This window comes from Paraburkholderia sp. MM5482-R2, assembly GCF_050436125.1.
Classification (GTDB): domain Bacteria; phylum Pseudomonadota; class Gammaproteobacteria; order Burkholderiales; family Burkholderiaceae; genus Paraburkholderia; species Paraburkholderia tuberum.
Genome location: NZ_JBNDLP010000002.1, coordinates 2772869 through 2792091, shown reverse-complemented (window position 1 = coordinate 2792091; position 19223 = coordinate 2772869). Strand labels below are relative to the sequence as shown.

General features: G+C 58.4%; 14 protein-coding genes. 12 read left to right on the top strand and 2 right to left on the bottom strand.

The window, feature by feature from the left end:
- Positions 1-107 precede the first annotated feature (107 nt).
- Entirely contained in the window at positions 108-1874 is a 1767-nt protein-coding gene (locus OKW37_RS15660; RefSeq protein ID WP_429405490.1) for a UvrD-helicase domain-containing protein, read from the bottom strand.
- Entirely contained in the window at positions 1871-4024 is a 2154-nt protein-coding gene (locus tag OKW37_RS15655) for an ATP-dependent nuclease (RefSeq protein WP_429405493.1), read from the bottom strand. The genes OKW37_RS15660 and OKW37_RS15655 overlap by 4 nt, the downstream gene beginning before the upstream one ends.
- Before the next feature lie 587 nt (positions 4025-4611).
- Here OKW37_RS15655 and OKW37_RS15650 point away from each other — a divergent pair.
- From OKW37_RS15650 to OKW37_RS15595, 12 genes are all read left to right on the top strand, one after another.
- Positions 4612-4902, top strand: coding sequence for a hypothetical protein (locus OKW37_RS15650; RefSeq protein WP_429405495.1), 291 nt, complete (start codon positions 4612-4614; stop codon positions 4900-4902).
- Position 4903: 1 nt separating this feature from the next.
- Entirely contained in the window at positions 4904-5224 is a 321-nt protein-coding gene (locus OKW37_RS15645; protein WP_429405497.1) for a helix-turn-helix domain-containing protein, read from the top strand.
- Positions 5224-6078 (top strand): ImmA/IrrE family metallo-endopeptidase, encoded by an 855-nt coding sequence (locus OKW37_RS15640; RefSeq protein ID WP_429405499.1) that lies wholly within the window; start codon positions 5224-5226, stop codon positions 6076-6078. Before OKW37_RS15645 ends, OKW37_RS15640 begins: the two co-directional genes overlap by 1 nt.
- Positions 6075-6869, top strand: a complete 795-nt coding sequence (locus OKW37_RS15635) for a hypothetical protein (RefSeq protein WP_429405501.1) — start codon at positions 6075-6077, stop codon at positions 6867-6869. Before OKW37_RS15640 ends, OKW37_RS15635 begins: the two co-directional genes overlap by 4 nt.
- Positions 6866-7957, top strand: coding sequence for a nucleotide kinase domain-containing protein (locus tag OKW37_RS15630; RefSeq protein WP_429405503.1), 1092 nt, complete (start codon positions 6866-6868; stop codon positions 7955-7957). Before OKW37_RS15635 ends, OKW37_RS15630 begins: the two co-directional genes overlap by 4 nt.
- A gap of 12 nt (positions 7958-7969) precedes the next feature.
- Complete coding sequence (locus OKW37_RS15625) at positions 7970-8854, top strand: nucleoside triphosphate pyrophosphohydrolase family protein (RefSeq protein ID WP_429405505.1); 885 nt, start codon at positions 7970-7972, stop codon at positions 8852-8854.
- 1238 nt (positions 8855-10092) lie between these two features.
- Entirely contained in the window at positions 10093-11424 is a 1332-nt protein-coding gene (locus OKW37_RS15620; protein WP_429405507.1) for a hypothetical protein, read from the top strand.
- A 455-nt stretch (positions 11425-11879) separates the two neighbouring features.
- Positions 11880-13355: a hypothetical protein gene (locus OKW37_RS15615; protein WP_429509865.1), complete on the top strand. Its 1476-nt coding sequence runs from the start codon at positions 11880-11882 to the stop codon at positions 13353-13355.
- On the top strand, positions 13330-15438 hold the full coding sequence (locus OKW37_RS15610) for an SNF2-related protein (protein ID WP_429405511.1): 2109 nt from the start codon (positions 13330-13332) through the stop codon (positions 15436-15438). The genes OKW37_RS15615 and OKW37_RS15610 overlap by 26 nt, the downstream gene beginning before the upstream one ends.
- A 401-nt stretch (positions 15439-15839) precedes the next feature.
- On the top strand, positions 15840-16109 hold the full coding sequence (locus OKW37_RS15605) for a hypothetical protein (protein ID WP_429509864.1): 270 nt from the start codon (positions 15840-15842) through the stop codon (positions 16107-16109).
- A gap of 496 nt (positions 16110-16605) precedes the next feature.
- Positions 16606-17847, top strand: coding sequence for a hypothetical protein (locus OKW37_RS15600; protein ID WP_429405515.1), 1242 nt, complete (start codon positions 16606-16608; stop codon positions 17845-17847).
- Positions 17848-17956: 109 nt separating this feature from the next.
- Positions 17957-19105 carry a hypothetical protein gene (locus tag OKW37_RS15595; RefSeq protein ID WP_429509862.1) on the top strand — a complete coding sequence of 383 codons (1149 nt, stop codon included), beginning with the start codon at positions 17957-17959 and terminating at the stop codon, positions 19103-19105.
- Positions 19106-19223 lie beyond the last annotated feature (118 nt).

Here is a 19223-nt window from a genome sequence, read left to right as displayed (position 1 = left end):
GGCTACTCCTATAGGAGTATGTCGCCGAGAATGATCTTCGCCAAACGCTCGGTGTCAGGTGAACGCGAGCAGCGTTTTACTTTGTCAGACGCTGATCTCCATTGGCGCTAGCTTTTGGTGAGTGCGTGTCTACCGAGAATGGGGCAGGTCGGCCAAAGCGGATCCAGAATGAGCGTGTGGTTCCGAGCTCGCGTCACGGCAACCCGGACAATTCTCCTGCTCTTGATGTACGGTGAGACATCATCGCGCCATACAAACGACGATTCTGCTTGCTTGCCTGTGTATCGCGCCTCCCGAACGACGATGACGCCGTCAAATTGCTTCCCCTTCGCTTTATGCACGTTCATTATTTGGATGCCGGTCGGTGGTTCTACGCCATCGAGAAGTTGCTCCTGGGCGAACGCCGAGTCGAGCGCCTCGGTCGCGCGCGTGTAAGCGCCATCGCGCAACCATTCATCGGACAGTGCGGTGGAGATACGATGCCCGCGCCTGAATGCAACCAAGTAGTCTAGCTGCGAAGCCGCCCGAATCAGATCTTCTTGACCACTCGCGCGCAGCGCTTGCTTGACGCGCGACCAGTCCTTTCCGGGATCGCCTGAAAATGGACTGGATGACAGCGAGTCGAGCACGGAGCGAAACGCTTTCGCGATGCTTATGTGCAAGCTCTTGCCGAACCTGATTTTCGCCGCTTGCTCTCGCATTTTTGCCACGGCCTTTTTTCCTTGCCCCGTTGCCGCTTTGGCTCTCGCAAGCATTTCCATGCAGGTTGCAATGTCGTTTTCGATTTCGTTGGCGCCTTTCGGTTCAAGCAGAAAAGCCGCCAGTCGCGCGCACAGCAGCGCCTCGGCCTCGTCAAACATGAGTCGATGAGAAACCGTCTTTCCAGTCTCGGCGTATTCGCTCAGGGCGTTCAACGCATTGGAAAGCCGCAGCGCGGACCGGTTGTTCGGAGCCAAGATCGCCACCGTTTCAACCGACACGCCGGTTTGCTCTTCGACGGAGCGATAAACGGCGCCCAAAGCGCGACGCAGAAGGTGATTCCAATTCACCTCGCGCGGGTTGTAGGAAATGTGGGATACGCCCGCGTAGGGGCCAGCGTGGAGGCGATCGAGCATGATGTCGTTGCCGAACTCGACGATTTGTGTGCCCGGGCTGCGATGATTCTCGGACCCGAAATCAACTTCTTCCGGCTGAAGGGCGGTTCGAATTTCGACGATGCGTTCCGGGCCAACGCCGGGCAGATAGTCAAAGAGTTGTTGGTCGAGGTCGGCTAGGCAGATGACCTGCGTATGCATCGCCAACAACTTCACGCATTCCCATGCGTGCATGCCGGTGTCTTGTGCTTCGTCGACGATGACGAGCGGGTAGCGCTTCGCAATGGATTCGCGAAGCAAGGCGCTTCGTTTCATGAGCTCGGCCGCATACCGCGCGAAGAGATCAAAGGCTACGCGACCCTCCTCGCGATATAGGCGCTCGCGCTCGACTTCCCACTCGGGCCACCCGTCGTCATGACGATCAATTCCGCCAGACATCGCGGCTTCGTCTTGCGGCAGCAGGATACTGAGCTTGCGAGGAGCGCCAAGAAGGTATGCGTTGCCTCTGAGGACATCCCAAAAAAACGAATGAAACGTCTGGATCGAGAGTCGCCCCTGCTCCTCCTTCGTTGCTTCAATCTTTGCCGCGTCGACGATTCGAGCTACCGCCGCCCGAGAGAAACTGAGAAACAGGACGGCTTGGCCAGGGCGAAGTCCCGCCTTGATTCGTTTGATCGATTTACGCAGAGCTACGGTGGTTTTGCCGCTGCCTGGGCCACCCAACACCAAGGCGTGCCCCTCACAGTCCAAAATGACCTGTCGTGGATCGATTGCGTTCATTCGTCGTCATCGATCCACTGATTTGCCCAGGGCAGAGGACCGGCAGGAGGGGCGCTCGGCGTTCCTCCCGGAAACGGAGAGGATGGCGACGTTGGGCTCTTCGGCGGAGGTGGCGCTGCGCCAAACGGCGGTGATTGCTGAGCACCAGGGGGCGCGGGAGCCGCTCCCGGAACTGGCGGCACCTGAGACGCAAACGCGGGCGGCGGCGCCGGAAACGCGGATTGTTGCGGCGAAAGCGGGGCGGTTTGCGGCGCAGCGTGGGAAGTCGCTGGAGGAAAGGCGTCCGTTTGCTGTGTGACCACCGGTGGCACGGACCCAGCTATCGCCCCCCATGGCGGTACGGTCTGCGTCGCCGGAGACAGCTGATCTTCCTCGTCGCCGTCATCAAGCGCTGTCGGCGCTGGATTAAGTGCATACACGTTCGCCAAAAAGTCGACTGCACTTTTCGGCAATTCATCGAACGCGCATTGCTCGAACAGCCTGGCTGCCCAGCCCGCGCCTTTTCCGCTCGAAAAGGCTTTCAGCGCGACATCGCGAACTCCCTCTGCATCGGGTTTCACGGCTGGGATGCCAACATTGCCATTCTCGCCGCTCGACTTGATCTCTTCGAGGAACGTCCACAAGCGATCGGTCGGGACCTCCTCGACGATCAACTGCTCAAAGCCCTTCCACTGATGCCTGTGGTCGAGGTCGAAGGCTTGGGCGTAATCGTTCAGCTTCGCTTGCGAGTGCTTCGGGTTGGTGTCGTGAAAGGCAATGGTGGTGAGGCCCAGTGTCTTGAAGAATTGTCCGAATTTCGGTCCGTTGCCGTCTCCGTCGGCGTTGAATAACGCGGCGCCTGCAATGTCCATCGGTTGGAGTGATTCATCGCGCTCCTCCATTCGACGCGCTATCACTGGCAGAGCGTGGAATTCGGTGATGCCTTCGACGACAATCGCGGTCTTGCCTAACATGCACTCGGATAATCCCCAGCGCGCGAAGCGTTTGAATTCGTTCTCCTTGAGCCCCGTCGCGTCGGAGACTCTTCGCGCGGATACGGTGCCATTATCGCGCGACAGAAGCAGGGTCTGGGTCGGCTCGAACTGCTCGATGACGAACGGCGAGTGCGATGTCAGAAACGCCTGGCTGCTCTTGGACTTCAGATAGCTCGCGATGCGCCGTTGCGTATGGGGCGGAACGGCTATCTCCGGTTCCTCCATCGCGAAAATGACAGTCGACGGCTTCAAGTCAGCTATTAGCGACAACATCGCTAGAATCAACGTGCCGATCGTCCCGGTGCCGGCATGCGGGAAGGGCACGTGGCTCTGGTCGGCCGAGAGTGCCAGAAAGAACGAGAGCGTTTTTCGAAGATGCTCACGAGTTAGATCGGAGACGTGGAGCTTTGTGGCATAACCTGGGTTTTCCAACGCGACGTAACGGCCGAGTCGCTTTTCCACCTTCCTCAGGATCGGCGCTATCTCGACGGCGCTAGCCTCGACGTCGAGCTTTCGCAACTGGTCGATCGTCTCTTCCCAGAGCTGGGCGCGGACCCCTTCGCCCTTTGTGCGTAGAATGATGTCGAGCAAGGAGCCGCGCTCGAGGCTCAGGGCTCGAGATCCGGTACGAACGGTGCGAAGGTATAGGAAACCAAAAAGCCGCTTGATCGGGCGGGGCAACGGCGTCAATTCGCCAACGGGTTTCTCGGGGCTGTAGCTGAAAAACGTATCTGCACGAAATTCGTCTTCTTCCGGGTCGTAGCGACCCACCGTTTCAATCCGAAGGCACCTGACGGCCTCGGGCTGGTTGGCTAAGTCGATTTCGCCGCCAGCGAGCAACCGTTGCTCTTTGACGTGCCAGAATTCAGTGTGCCCGCCACACTTCACGTCGATCTCATCCCCAAACTCGATCAGAATCACCTCGATGCGAATATTGATAAGCGTCGGTGGTCCTTCGGGGGAAGGGCGGTCGACATACTTCGCATTGTAGAAGTCGAATTCGTCGATTGGCGGATAGCGGTTCAGCCGGTCGGTGCCCAACACCAGATCAAGAGCTTCGCATATCGTGCTCTTGCCGACATTGTTCGCGCCGATAAGCAGAGTATGGCCATCGAAAAGAATTTTTGCGGAACGAACGCCCCGGAAATTCGCGATATCCAGCGAGACAACTTTCATTGAGTGCCTTGATAGATGTGGTTCCGATGCGCGTCCATGGCCGGGCTCGCACCAATCAAAATTTCACGGAGTTCTTCTAGCGTTGCAAGACAGCTTGGCGCTCTTCATTGTAGCGATTGGGCTCCTCCAACCGGATGAGACGTCTGGCGGCTGAACGACAAGGGGGATGGCAAGGCCGAGTTCAGAGCCGAAGGTCATAGTTGGTTTCCGCGCTGATGGTGTGCCGCGCAGTATGCGGTCTTCCGGTACGCGCGAGGGCAACTGGCCGAATGCGACAGCGGTGATGTCGCCGTCCTGTCCACTCATCTGCATCGAAATAGGTAATTGTAAACGGACTGCCAGTCAGCTTTCGTTATTCGCCCGAGGGGTGAGGCACGGGTTGGCCGTGCGATCCGATGGCCGACCGACAGCCTCATGGGTTGACCTTTGCCGCTTGTCGCGTTGCCTCCGTCGCATTCGGTTGCTGTTGTCAGTCGTGAACGGACATGCGCCAATCGGGATTGGGCGAGCAGGACGGTTGCAAAGCCAAAAATTGGGTGGTAAGATTATCTTACTACCCCGGTTGGGGACACTGAGGAGGCTGGCAAATGACGCAACTCGAGGTTGAAGAACTGTTGATCGTTGCGGTGACCAATGTTCAGAAGACGAGCGGTCGCGAAGAAGCGAACGTAACGGCGGAGACGGTGCCGCTCGATGATCTTCCGGGCTTCGACAGCCTTAACGGCGTGGAAATCACGGTTGACGTCATGGAGCAGCTCGAGTTGCCGTTGGAAGTGAACAACATTTTTGTTGCCGACGACAAGCCTCTATCTATCCGGGACGTCGCGAAGATGCTTTCTGCCGCGCACCCGAAGCTGAGCGGCCCGATTGGAGTGTGAGATGTCGATTGCGGAAAGATTGAAGGAGGCGCGGGAGATCGCTGGGCTTTCGCAGGGCCAGGTCGCGAAGCGCCTTGGCATGCACCGCCCAACCATTAGCGAGATCGAAGCGGGGCGCCGCAAGGTCGCAGCGGACGAGCTTGATCTGTTCGCTGGCCTCTACGACGTCTCGGTCGAGTGGATCGTCAACGGTTCTGTTAAGGATGAGGCGGCCGACGCCCGCATGCTGATGGCAGCCCGGGAGCTCAGCAAGATGTCCGATCAGGATCTCGACCGCCTGATGAATATGTTGCGGATGCTGCGGAAAGGCGAGGGCAAGTAATGTCGGACAAAAAGTCGCTATTCACTGCGGCAGTTGCGAAAGCGCTGCAGACTCGCAAGCGGTTGGGCATCTCACTGGAAGACGCTCTTTCGCCGCTTGACGCGGCAGAAAGACTCGGCGTCGAAGTTAGGCTTGCCGATCTTCCTTCCATGGAAGGTATGTACGTTTCTGGCGGCAGACCGACAATTGTCCTGTCAAACATGCGCCCATCCGGGCGCCGCAACTTTACTTGCGCACACGAGCTCGGTCATCACGCGTTTGGTCACGGCGAGCAGTTCGACGAACTCACCAGTGATCGGTCATACCGGCGCGCGACCGATACCAAGGAATTCCAGGCCGATACTTTCGCTGCGTTCTTTCTGATGCCCAAAAGTGCGCTAGAAAGTGGGATGTTGCGTCGTCAGCTCCGCTACGAAACGCTTGACCCAATTGCCGTCTATGGGTTGGCGAACTGGCTTGGCGTCGGGTATGCGACACTCGTGAATCATATGGTGAACGGTATAGGGACGATTTCCCGCACCGCTGGCGACCGATTGCTTCGTAGTGCTCCGCGCGATATACGGCAGCAACTCGTCGGTACGCCGTCGGCCGCCCGGCAGGTAATCTTGGCTGACGAGCACTGGCGCGGCCGCTCCATCGATTGTGAGGTGGGAGATCTGATTCGCGTCCCTCAAAACTGTCGCTACGAAGGTGCACTTGCTGCCAGCGAGATCACAGGCTTTGCACAGGCGCACTCACCGGGTATCTCGCGCGTCACGCATGAGGACGCCGGGTGGAGCGCTTTCGTGCGAACGTCCCCAAAGAACTTTAAGGGGCGCGCGTGTTTTCGTTTCGAAGAGGAAGCAGACGAATGATCAAGCCGCTTTTCAAATCGGCGTCCAGCATTTCTGAAGCGTGGGCGGAGGTCTTCCTTTCTACCATGGAAAAAGGAGGGGCAACCCGTCATCCGGTCGTCGTAACGATTGACGGGCTGCAACACAATCGCGAAATCGAAATCAAGTCGGTCAGGACGCGTCTCGACACTGAGTTGGCGGCTTTCTCGGAAAACAGGTGCCACACTGTCGCAAACACCATCTTCCCCATGTCCATGTGGAACCCGCGTCTGGACGATAACGCGGACGCGCTTTTCAGGCGCTATGAGCGCGCGTGGCCCGGGATCAAGAAGTGTGCTGCGAACAAATACGGCGTGTATTTTCGACGCCTCACCGCCTATCAGCCAAATGGGGTTCAGAAGCCGGTGAACCAGCTCGAAACTATCATCGACTCATACAAGCGTGGCAATCACCGCAAGAGTGCATTGCAGATCTCCGTCTTCGATCCGACGCGGGACCACACCGATCAGCGGCAAAAGGGTTTTCCCTGCTTGCAGCAGGTCTCATTTACTCCGCTTGAGAACCGACTGCTGTCGGTCACGGGATTCTACGCGACGCAATACCAGTTCGAGAAGGCGTACGGCAACTACCTTGGCCTCTACTGGCTCGGCAAATTCGTCGCAGCGCAGCTGGACATGACATTGTCGCAGGTTGTCTGTTCGGCTGCAGTGCTGTCACGCGGGAATCCTCAGGCGCATCAATTGCAGCCGCTGGCATCTGATATCCAAGACATGCTTACAGAGCTGCGCGCACAGCGGCAAAACCAGACATGAGCAAGAAGCAATACGTGAAACATACGATGTCCCACAACGCGACGGAGTCGCGAAAGAGCAGCCGACGTCCGACAGTTTTTTCGACTCTGGCACCGGCAGTACCTACAGAAGTATTCGACTCTTATTGGCGGTTTGCCGCGCTGCGTCAGGATGTTTTTTTCGCGCGTTTCGAGGGGCGGTCAAGGCCTTGGTCCAAAGATCCGATCCTCAACGAATACAAGTTCACCAATGCATACCGGGCCTCCGATCGCGTCAGTCAGTTCCTGATTCGCCATGTCATCTATGCCGGGCCGCAGGAACCCGATGAACTCTTTTTCCGGATACTGCTCTTCAAGCTGTTCAACAAGATCGAAACCTGGAAGCTGCTGAAAGCGACGCTTGGCGAAATTTCGTGGAATACCTATCGATACTCGGACTACGACCGTGTTCTCGCGGAAGCTATGTCGGCAAAAGCGACGATCTATTCTGCCGCATACATCATGGCGTCGGGTCATCAGATTTTCAATGTAGGCCGCAAACATCAGGGACATCTGAAGCTGCTCGAGCTGATGCTCAACGATGCGGTTCCACAGCGGATAGCTGAATGCGCGAGCATGCGCGACGCGTTCGAACTGTTACGATCCTATCCGCTGATTGGAGACTTTCTTGCTTACCAGCTTGTGACGGACCTCAACTACAGTGAGCTTACGTCTTTTTCTGAAATGGACTTCACGATCCCGGGGCCTGGTGCACGAGATGGGATTCGAAAATGTTTTCACTCCCTCGGAGGTCTGTCGGAAGTCGACATCATTCGACTTATGGCAGATAGACAGGAGTACGAGTTCGATAGGTTGGGGCTACAGTTTCGGGATCTTTGGGGGCGGCGACTTCAGCTAATTGACATCCAAAATCTTTTTTGCGAAGTAGACAAGTACGCTAGGGTCAAGCACCCCTCAGTGGCTGGTGTTTCTGGCAGAACGCGGATCAAGCAGAAGTTCAGGCAAACAGATGACCCGGTCCAGTACTTCTATCCGCCGAAATGGGAGCTCGCATTGCCGACGATGCCGCTGCCACAAGTACAAGGCAAACAACAGAGCGCATTATTTTGAGGGAGGCACGCGGTGTTATTTTCAACCTATCAACAAGAAGCGGAAAAAACGGATCAGACAGAAGCGCGGAATGCTGACGCGATGACCGGCATCATGGTTCCTTTGCTTGGCCTCGCCGGGGAGACAGGTACTCTACTCACGGAATACAAGAAGTATCTGAGGGATGGAGCGGCATACAGAATTTTTAACGAGAAAATCGCCGAAGAGCTTGGAGATATCCTTTGGTATGTGTCGACCATTGCTACGAAGCAGGGGCTTGATCTCGAGTCGATTGCACGGAGCAACCTTGCCAAGGTTTTTGACCGGTGGCATGAACACAGCAGTCCGCTATTTGGTCCCAAACTGTTCGACGACGGGCGACAAGAAAGCGAACAGTTTCCGCGACGCTTTGACGTGGTCGTGAATACGGTAGTCGATGACGATGGCAAGGAGCGCGTCCTCCTGACATTGGACGAGGAGCCGCTGGGTGATCCGCTCCGGGATAATACGTACGAGGATGACGGATATCGGCTGCATGACGTCTTTCATCTGTCATACGTTGCGGTGCTGGGATGGTCTCCGGTCATGCGCAAACTGTTCCGGAAGAAGCGAAAATCCGATCCCTTGCTCGACGAGAACGAGGACGGGGGGCGCGCCCAAGTCATTGACGAAGCGATTTCGGCGCTGGTGTTCGAGGAGGCTAGGAAAACTTCCTTCTTCGAAAATGTTCAGTCGCTGGATTACGAGTTGCTGCGCACGATCAAGGGATTGACGACAAGGCTCGAGGTCGGCCGGTGCTCGGGAAAACAATGGGAGGTCGCAATACTGAGTGGGTTCGAAGTCTGGCGTGCATTGCGCAATCGACGGAGCGGTACTATCCGCTGTGATCTCATCCAAGGGACGATCAAACTGATCTGACAGACGCGGTGGTAACGGGTCGAGGGCCTGTTACAGGTATGGAGGAGGGACGCCGAAATGTCCAAGTAAGCGGACAACAAGTCAATGACGCATACGGCGCTGCGTAATACACGCCGTATGGGGCCGACTCCGCGTATCCCGCTGAAAGGGAATTCCTGTGATAGAGGCCGATTGCCAGTGGAAGCGTTGGACGATGGGAAATCAATAGACTCGTCCTGCGCAATTTAGGACAACTCAGGAAAGGCTGGGGTGGTACTGAATGTTTCTCGCTACCTTCGACGACCGACAGTAGCGTCAAGGCATTGAAGAAGTAGGTCATAGGGTCCGCGTCTGATCCGGTCAAAGCCCTTCACGACACCGTGGATCCACGTCTGGCCTGGGTTGCCGAACTTGGACAGCCTGATTGAATAGTTTCCTTTTTCTTCGTCGCCAGTTCCGTCGTTTGCGATCTCGATCGTTCCTAGGTGGCGACGTCGAGACACGTCGCCGCCGGGCAAGATTTCAATCGTGACGCGAATCATTTTTTGTACCGTTCAGTTGTGTCATCGCGAGAGTCTAGCGAAGTCAAACACTAATGTCATCAGCAGTTGAAGCGATGTTGCGATTGGTCCGCTCCCGGGTCTCGCCAGCCGGAGTCGGCCACACTGGTCGATTGCTTTCCCGAGTCGTCGCGATCGATGGACCGACTGGATTCGCGTGACCGGATGGATGCGGTGCACACGGCTTCGCCATCCATGTCAGGTCAGATTGGGGCTTCTTTTGCCGGATCGCTTTCGATCGGCGTCGCGCTTCGCTCCTATTCGATCGACCGTCGACATAGCGTTCCGAAGACTCGGCGGATTAGACGCTGTTACGCGTAGGCTTTTCAAGGGGCATGCTGGGAAAGGCCAATACACTTCTTCGACGAAAAGGCCGGTGTCATCCTCGAGGGTAGCGAGATGTTCGTCGAGAACGGCGATTGCCGAGTCCGTCTCAGTCTCGCATGCCCACAAGCGCAGTTGCCGCGGTCGCTGGAAAAAATACGCGATGCGATCGCAGGCTTCCGCGAAGGCCAGTTCACTCCAATTGTGGGTCAGATTTAGCTGCGCGCCAACAGCCACCCAGCCTCGTGCTACGATTTCTTCAAAAAACGCGTCGATGCAATGCAAGCCACCGCTGGGTAAGCCGCACCAAAACCGGGGATATCGTTGGGCACAATAACAGAATGGTTCTACACCGCTCCTTTAGAGGATTTCGCGGTGCGACGCGGCGATCCGCTCGGCATGCGTCACGTCGCTGAGGAGATTGCCGAGTTGCTGGCTCCGGGGTTGTCGAATCGCACCATGGACGCGCGCTGGCTGTCGATCATGTGCTGGGCGCTGGAGCACGCGCACCCGGCGTGGCGCAAGTTCGGTGCTGGAGCTGACGAAGATATGGTCGCATCGCGTGATGCGGCGAGAAGTCTCTACACGTGGATTCGCCCGCTAGAACTGCTATGGATTGCGCGCACCTTCAAGGCGACCTCGGACCAGGCGGGCGAGCGTCGGCAATTGCCCGGCGTGCAGGCTGTCCGGCGATGGGTCAAGGGTGGCGCTACGCAGGCGCGCTTTGGCATGTTCCCCGAATCGTACGCACGCTATCGTTTTACCGGCGTGTACGGCGCGTATCGAGTGGCGTTGCGCTCGCTTCGGGGTCTTACGATCGGAGCGGATGGCTGGAGGCTCGACAGCCATGGCAAATCGCTCGCGGAAATCGTACATGGCAGTGTCCGGATGAGGCCCGTGCAGAGCATCGGTGGCAGGCGTCGTCCGCTGCCGGAAGAACATTGGCTCGAACGGTTTGAGTGGCATCGTGGCCGCGGTACGCCCACGTGTCTGCCGACAGTGTTGACCGATCCACGGCGTCTTCCTGCGGACGAGTTCAGGGTGTTGGCGCAGTCGCTGTTTTCCTCGGTGGCAGGCGACGATAACGGCCGGCGACGCAGGAGCGTACTTGAGGCCGCCGCGGCTTCCCGGGCGACAACGCGGCCCGCACTCTACGCGGACATTGCGCGCAGCCTCTCAGGCGAATCCTCGACCGAGCGCCTCCAATACTGGTCCGCATTCTCGGAGCTTGCTGACGCGGGAATTGCCGCGATGAATGCGTGCTGGAGTGTGGCTGGAAAGCGCGATGCGAGCGGCGGTGGAACGGGCGCGACATCAATTGATGGCGTACTCGCTCACCGTGACGTGGTTCATGCGTTGGACGAACTCGGGCGCGCCGCAAAACGCTGGAAGAAAGAAGGGACCTCGGCCGACTCGTTCTCCGTTGTCGATGTGTTGGCGGGCGGTATCGTCGCAGCCGGCACCGATCGCAGGCGCAGGTTGAAGGCGCTTGAACGGCATCATGCGACCTATGGCGGTGGCCTTCGCTGGCTCATGTTCAGCGGAAACGAATTGAAGCTGCTCGCGCCGTCGCGTGGCGGCGAGGCGAGTAACTATCGCGTGAGGATCGAAGCGCTGAGCCGTCTGGGCGTGCAGTGCGGCGTCATCAAGCGCATTCCCGACGCATTGCTTGGCGCGGATGCGTTCGACCCGGACGGAGCGATGTAATGGCGACGTCCAGTACGAAACGGAAGCTTCTGGCGCAACAATGGAAACCGCTTGCCGGGATCGGTCGAAGCGACACTGGCCGACTGCTCGGCGCGTTGCTCACGACCTACGATCCACCGGATCCGTCCGTATTGATCGAGCACTATCTGTCGCATTGGCTCGGCCTCGAAAACAGCTACGTCAGCGAGACGGACGACCGGCTACGCTACTTCGCCGAGCTTGAGGCGGCCCTGCGAGGTATCAAAGGGCGTATTGTGATCGTGTCGTCCGGCGGCGACTCGCGTGCCTGTGCCGAAGGCTGGATCTGGAATTACATCGCGCGCTTTCAGGTGGGCGCGACTGGCGCAGCGGCCCAGCACGCGAAGCTCTGGATGTTCCACTACGAAGCGACCGAAGCGGGCGCGCCGCAGACGCTCGAAATCGTCATCTCGTCTGCGAATCTCACGCAACCTGGATTGAGTAACCAGATCCAGAGCGGATGGCGCTGCGTTGTGCCGCTGGCCTCCACCGGATCGAATGCGCGGGAGAAGGGATGGAGTTGCTTGCCGAACTTTTTTGCGGAGCTCGGCCGGGCATCAGGCGTGGATAGTGCGCGGGTCGCTGAGTGGCGTGAGCTGCTGCGCCGGGCGGCGTGTCCGGAGGGCGTCGAGTTTGTCGCAAGCGTAGCGGGCAAGCATTCCCCTGCGACGCTGCGCACGCGAGACACCGCGTGGGGCATTTCGGGACTTGCGAATCTCTGGTCGCGCAAGCGTCCACGACAATTGACGGTGCTTACGCCAACCTTCGGAAGTTGGGACTGCGGCGCATTCGAGCAATGGTGCGAGACGGCAGCCGTAGAACCACATGATGTCGCTTCGGCATGGATCGGGTGCGAGCATCCTTGGGCCGACCACTGGCAACTGGATCCCTCCAGCGAGCGTGCGCTGACGGACGCGGGAATGCAATGGCGCGAGATCGCCGTGCCCGATGGCGTCAAGCAGAGTCCGCTAGGCGACGAACATAAACAGGAGGACCGGCGCTGGAGCCACGCGAAACTCTATGAGCTTCGCGAGGGCAATCAGCGGCGCCTGCTCGTGACCTCGGCAAATTTCAGCGAGTCGGCCTGGGGCCGGTGGAATCAGGACGGTAAGCTCGAGATCGGCAACTTCGAACTCGGCGTCGCGTTTCCGGTACGAGATGCCTTTGGCGGCCGGCTGGGGCAAGGCGAATTTGTGCGGCATACCTGCGAGGTCGATTACAGTCGCGACGCTGAGCAGCAGATCGGCTGGCTCGCGGCAGATTGGAACGGGAAGACGCTTCAGATCGGATGCCGCGCGCAATGCCCGCTCGTGGCCCGGATTGACGTCACGGTAGCGCGTGCAAAAAGTATCCGTCATCACAGGGTTGAGTGGTCGAACGGCGTACCGTCCCGGGCTGCGCTTGCGTGGCCCGAGGCCAAAGGAGATATCCCGGTCGCGGTGACGGTGACCACCACGAAAGGCGAATTGAGTACAACCCCGATTCACGACACCCGCACGAGCGACGATGGCCGCCTGCTTTGTCCTGACTATGACGAAGCGAAGCTGCGTGAAGCGGCTGACATTCTGCTCGAAGAAAAATACGGCTACGCGCGAGTACCGGACGAAGGCGATCGCAAGGGCTGCGGCAACGGCAAGCGTAAAGGCGCTGCCGGAGGCGACTATGCGGTCGACGCTTACGTCGATGCGCGCCGGCGCTTTCGCTGCGTCGACAACTGGTGGAACCATCTTCAGTCCGCCGACGAGAACTTGCGCAAGCAGATCGTCCGTGACGGCAAACGGCTTTACGAGCGATGGAGCAGAACGGGTGAGTCCGCTCCGAATCTCGGCGAACGCGTCGCCGCGCGCATTGCGGCCGACGAACTTCAATTGAGAATCCGGCGGGCACATGAGTCTGGACATCAAGGCACGTAGTTGGCAATTTCTCGACCGCAGGAAAGCGAAGCGCTATATCGAGTGCCACGACAGGCACCGAGCCCTGAATCCGGGATGGAAACAACTCAAGCTGCCGACGACCAAGCGCCAGTTCACCACCGCGAAAGCGATTCTCGACCGGATGAATGGCGGTACCGAGGGCATTCTGCTTGCCGATGATGCCGGTCTTGGCAAGACGACGGTCGCTACGCTGTGCGCACTGGTTTTCGCCGGAAACGGCAAGAGTGTGCGCATTCTCGCGCCGAACGAAGTGATGGCGCGCCGTTGGCGCCAGGAACTGGAGTTGCATATCGACGCCGTTGCCGAGCATGCACGCGCCCTGAAACTGGATACGGCAAAAAACCGCCTGCGGAGCCACATCGCGCGGCTGACCGACGGCACGATCGCGGTGTCGACGCATCACAAGGCGGAGAGGCTGGTGTGCGATCTGCTGATCGTCGATGAAGCGCACAGGGCGCGTTCGGAACATGCCAGCCTCGGCCAGGCTATTGGCGACGCAAGAAACCAGATCGGCCGGCTGCTCGTCATCACCGCGACACCCTTTAGCATCGATCCGAACGACCTGGCGACACTGCTCAAGCGCATTGGCGGTGCTGAGGCGGTGAAACCGATGCGGGATTACGCGGAGCTACTCACGAAGCTGTGGCGAGGACGCCATGCGAGCACGCCGCGCGAGATGGCGGTCGAGCTTGGCGAGGCGGCGCGCCTCGCGGTGAAGGAGATGAAGCCATTCGTGATCCGGCATGGGATCAAGGATCTGGCAGCCAGTGAGCGGAAAACGTTCGGCGAAATCCCGGATGTCGAGGACGCCGGGGCGACCACACCGCTCGAGGCCTCCGAAGAACTTCTGGAGGTGATGCTGCGGGCCGACCGTGCGCTCGAACTGGGGCAACGTTGCAAGGCGTGGGCGCACGTACGGCGCAATGACCCGCGCTATCACGTTTCGACGGGTAAGCTCGCGGAGGATCTCAAGGTACTGACGCACAAAGTCGCCGGCCGTGGCGGCGATGCCGAGGCGTTCGTGGCGCACCATCATGGACGCCGCGCGCAAACGGCGCTACGAACCATCGACACGCATCCAAAGATCGCCGACACCGTACGAATAGCGAAGTCGATTGTCGCTCGGGGCGAAAAGGTCTTAATCTTCTGCCGCCATCATCTGCCGGCAGCGGAATTGGCCGCGGAAATCGCCGGTGCGATCCGTTGGCCAGAGGAAGCCGTTGGTCATGCCGACGCCCTGGAGGTCTGGCGCGCGGCCTGGGATGAGGTCTTCGAGCAGGAATGGGAGGCCGTCAAAGGACGCGCCGCCGGGACCCGCCTCGACAATTTCATTGAATGGTTGTGCTCGGACGGCGTGCGTGCGCAGGTTGGTCACTGGCTTGGCGAGAACGCAGCACCGGATCGCGTTTCGAAGCGATCACTCAATGCCGGACTCGCGCGCGACACGAACGCCGGATACCGGATCGCCGTGCAGGCGAAGCAGTTGTACCGTCAACTGATCGATCGGGAGTCGGCCTCGACACGCTCAATCTTGTTGCGAAGCGATCCACAGAGGCTGCCGGGCACGACGCATGCACGAGTCGCCGCTGTCTGCGATCCTGGCGAAAGCGCGTTCGGGCAATCCTACCCGGATGTGTTCTTCGTGAACGCGCCTGATACGGTGGTGGCCGTGTTCAACAGTCCGTTCGGGCCGGATGTTCTGGTCAGCACGGACACTCTGAGCGAAGGCGTCGACTTGCACCGGTTTTGCCGCCATCTGATACACCATGAACTGGATCCGAGCCCCGTCCGGACGGTGCAGCGAAACGGCCGCCTGCGTCGGGTCGATTCCTGGGCGTCCAAAGTCGAGAAACCGATTCGCGTTCTTTATCCGGCCTTGATGGGTACGCGGGACGAGAAAGCTGTCGCAATCATGCGGCAACGGATTTCACAGTTTGATCTGCTGATGGGCGGCGTGCGCGAGGAGATCGATGCGGAGGCGGTCAATGACGATCTGACCGGGTTAGCGGAGATTCTCGACCAGGCGGGTGAAAAGATGCGCGGGTTGAACCTGCTGCCTTAAGGAGGGCGCTGGGGCTAGGAGTGAGGTATTGGCGTCGCCACGTGCGACAGATTGTGTCGACCGGCGGCCTTGATGACGTCCGTCACATCCTAAAGATTTTCCCCGGGCTGCCGATGACCGGGAGAGAGGGGGGGGTTATCGATCTGAAGTTACTGGACATGCAGGGAGGCTGGCATCATGTCGCTGCTGGAAGCTTGTGAAGAATCGCTGAACCGCTTTCTGGGACTTCATCCCCGTATGGCGCCGGATCACCGTGACTATCTTGTGGCACACGCGTATTGTGCACTTCACGGCTTTGCCGACGAGTTGAAGTTCGTGGAGGATATGGGCGCGCGCACGGCAGGCTGCGTACGGACCAGAGTGGGGGGCGGTCCAGCCCGGCAGACTTCGTGCGCCCCGATATGGCGCTGGGCGAACACAGCGTTGGTGTGATTCACGCCTACACTTCGTGGCTCAGTGAGCTGACCGTCGCGCGCCCGAATCAAGGCCAGATGGCATTTGTCGTGCGTCGTGCGCTGTTCGAGGGCGATCTGGACGGATGGGATGCTTATGTGAAACATATCAGGGAGGAGGCGCCGTGGTTTGCGCAGGCCGATCCCGTGTCGGAGTTTCGTAGCCGGTTGAGTCGTACTGCAGTCATGCTTCGCCCGCTTTTCGAGGCGCGTCGCTAATTATCGATGGAACCCGGGGGCATCGCCCCCTCGCAAGCTCGGCACCGACAGAAGCATGATGTGCCTACGATCGCTCCGCTTGGCGTCAACGTTGTGAGCACATCGTTACGCTGGGTTCGGGGCGGGTACAGTCTATGAAGCGAACAGGTGGCTTGTCGTCGATCTCCGTTTCCCTCAACGGCTTGCGAGTCATGCGGATACCGAGGCGACTGGCTTCCCGGTCATGGGCCATGCCTTGGCAACGAACGCAGCAAAGACGTCCAGTGTGCACGGGGACCCCGTCTCGCTAGTGACAGAAGCTGATGGCGTTCGCTATATCCTTTTTCACTTCCTGAACTAGTGCGTGTCGGCACGAATGCCACCGGATGGCGGAGCGGGACCGACGCCCGACTGAACGGGCCAAGCGGCAAACCCGTTGTACCTGTTCGATACAGCCGATACGATCAAGGGCGTTAAGGCTTCATGCTGAAGCGCTTTGGGGTAGTAGAGCAGAAAAATGAAAACAATCGAAATCGAAGTGAGCACTGCGTGCGGGACGGGAGGGCTTCCTGCCCAATTGCTGGCGCTGGCGGGGAAAAAAAACAGCTGGAGTGCGGACGAGCATAATGCGTTCGGTCTGATAGCCATTGTGACTTCGCCGCCCATGTATGTTGGCTTTTCACTCGCGGACACATGGGCACACCATCGCTATTTAGCGGCAGTCGATCCGTTCGAGAAGCACCTGGCACTTCGACAGGAGTGGAAAGACCTGGACCCGCATCAGAAAACCATTCTTGCCGACGACTGGGGGATGGGATTCCCTTTGCTGTATCTGATGGAGTCACTCGATCTTGTGCATTTCGCGTCGACTGATTACTGGGTCAAGTCGCTGGAGCTGACGACGGGAACCAAATTGGCGTTGAAAAAAGGCAAGCGGGGGCCGCCGAAGCTGCCCGATTTCGTGGGGATCGACACGGCTGGGCGTTACCATGCCATCGAGTGCAAAGGCACCCAGACATCACGGTCGGCACTCGCTTCGGCTATCGCGCACGGGGTGCCGCAGGTCGAAAACTTGCGCAGCCCTGGGGCTCTGCCTCCTGCGATGCACGCATGCTTCGATAGCTGGCTGGTAGCAGGGTTGTACATTCCCATGGCGGGCAAGAAAACCCGCCCGCTCCTTCAAATTGCGGATCCGGATTTTTCGGCCCTGTCGAGGCTGATTGAGCAGGCGGGAGGCATCGAAGCCGTTGGCAGGGCGATATCTCTTACCGCGTTGTGTCAGCAGCTTGCTGCCATCGGTCTGCGTCGACTTGCAACCGTGCTGTTTTCGGGGAGAGCACAGCGAGGGGATGTTGATCTCGTGCGTGCGCAGGCGGACCTCAGCGATGAGGCGCAGAGGGTAGGCTTTTACAAGACCGGTGACGCGTGGGTTGCAGATCGAGATTCACAGCTATTCAGGCCTGAACGATTGGACGCGGCTGCACACATCCGGCAAGCCAAGTCGTCCTATTCGGCGCCGGCGAAACTAGTTGAATCGTTGACGGCGACCATCACCGACAGCGGAGTTGTGGATCGTCAGGCACTCGACGGGATTCTTGCTGGGTTGCGCGAGACCCCGGATCAACATCCCGAATCAACACGTGCGCCGTTTAACGAGGGAAGGAGACCGACTCCATGGATATCTGTTGAAGAAGACGGGATGAGCCGACTGAAATCCGAGTTCGGGATTCAGATTGAGACGGTGCTCGAGGAACACTGAGACGACGGGGAAATATCCATCAAGCGAATCGTGACGTGACTCAATCGCGATCGTTTGACATGGTCAGGCAAACCTCAATACACAGGCCGCGAAGGGGCTAGGAGCATTAATGTCGAATCTACCCAAGAGGATCCGCGCGATCTTCGACAACAACCCGAAATTGTATGAGCTCATCCCTCGACCGGTGCTCATTTCGGAAAATTCGCTCGGATCTGCGCTCAATGTCGCTTTGAGCCACGGTGCGCGGGGAGGGAGGCAAGACGACGTTTTTTACCGGATCGTGTTCAAGAAGGACTCGTCTCGAGAGTTGATGGCGATCAATAGCGGAGAGCTCAAGGGGCTGCTCACGACGGCCTGCGTTGAAAAGGGGCGCATCAGCGCTGTGGCGGGCCTGGAGCCCGTGGAAGTCGATAGCGCGCATGCGTTGATGCCCGCCTTGTTGGGGCTCAGCGTTTTTGGTGCAATGCAGGCCAACCTGTCCTACATCGCGAATCTTTGTGTGGACATCAGAAATCACCAAATTGCCGAGGAGCAATCGCGTTTCGAGAGAATTTCCGCAGTCATCGTCGAATGTTTCGAGGCAATTCCAGATCTGGCGCTCGATAGCGCGATGAAGCACGCCTATCTCTCGCGGATCGCAAAGAACAACGACGACTGCCTCCAGATGTTCTTCTTGCAGAAGGAGAACTTTAGGCGCCTCTTGAGATCGCAGCCCGAGCCTTTTTCAGCTAGCTACAACGGCTGGTTGTCGGACGGACCGTCCGGCCCTTGCTACTTTCCTGGCAGATTTTTCGAGTCTGATGTTCTGAATCACCCCGTGTTTGCCGTTTTTGAGCGCTTGGCGGCGGGAAAAATCTGCGAGATCATCATCAGCGGCAATTTCTCTGAGGAGAACATTAGCCGATATAAAAAGGCCGTCGTCCGGGCCCAATCGCAGCTGATGGAATTGCTTGAGCACCGACTGGACGCTTTTGAGCGCTTCACGAATGACGCAGAAACGGAGCTTGAGAATTCAGCTCAACTCCCGGACTACGAACGCGAAAACAGGCTGAGCCATCTCGCTAGTCACATATCCTTTGTGGCACGAATTCGGAGTCGTCTCGACCAGCTCTTGGACATTAAATGCAGTAGTTTTGATATTTTGGCCCGTCTTGCTAACCAGGACGAAATCGATGCATTTCTCATCAACGGTGCGCTGGTAAGAAGCGGTCTGCAAGACGCTGGAGAGGTTGTAGCGTCAACGCCAGCATCATGCTAGGTTGACTTTTACGGTGAGATGACGTGATCTGTTGCGAAAGCGCGATATGAAGAAGGGGAAGTTTAAGGAGTCGTTCGGCGTAGGTTTGGCGACCGAGCCTTGGCGGATAAGCCAACTT

Coding starts and splice junctions, on each gene's coding strand:
- OKW37_RS15660 (WP_429405490.1), bottom strand. CDS start 1,874: ATGAACGCAATCGATCCACGACAGGTCATTTTGGACTGTGAGGGGCAC.
- OKW37_RS15655 (WP_429405493.1), bottom strand. CDS start 4,024: ATGAAAGTTGTCTCGCTGGATATCGCGAATTTCCGGGGCGTTCGTTCC.
- OKW37_RS15650 (WP_429405495.1), top strand. CDS start 4,612: ATGACGCAACTCGAGGTTGAAGAACTGTTGATCGTTGCGGTGACCAAT.
- OKW37_RS15645 (WP_429405497.1), top strand. CDS start 4,904: ATGTCGATTGCGGAAAGATTGAAGGAGGCGCGGGAGATCGCTGGGCTT.
- OKW37_RS15640 (WP_429405499.1), top strand. CDS start 5,224: ATGTCGGACAAAAAGTCGCTATTCACTGCGGCAGTTGCGAAAGCGCTG.
- OKW37_RS15635 (WP_429405501.1), top strand. CDS start 6,075: ATGATCAAGCCGCTTTTCAAATCGGCGTCCAGCATTTCTGAAGCGTGG.
- OKW37_RS15630 (WP_429405503.1), top strand. CDS start 6,866: ATGAGCAAGAAGCAATACGTGAAACATACGATGTCCCACAACGCGACG.
- OKW37_RS15610 (WP_429405511.1), top strand. CDS start 13,330: ATGAGTCTGGACATCAAGGCACGTAGTTGGCAATTTCTCGACCGCAGG.
- OKW37_RS15605 (WP_429509864.1), top strand. CDS start 15,840: ATGGCGCTGGGCGAACACAGCGTTGGTGTGATTCACGCCTACACTTCG.
- OKW37_RS15600 (WP_429405515.1), top strand. CDS start 16,606: ATGAAAACAATCGAAATCGAAGTGAGCACTGCGTGCGGGACGGGAGGG.
- OKW37_RS15595 (WP_429509862.1), top strand. CDS start 17,957: ATGTCGAATCTACCCAAGAGGATCCGCGCGATCTTCGACAACAACCCG.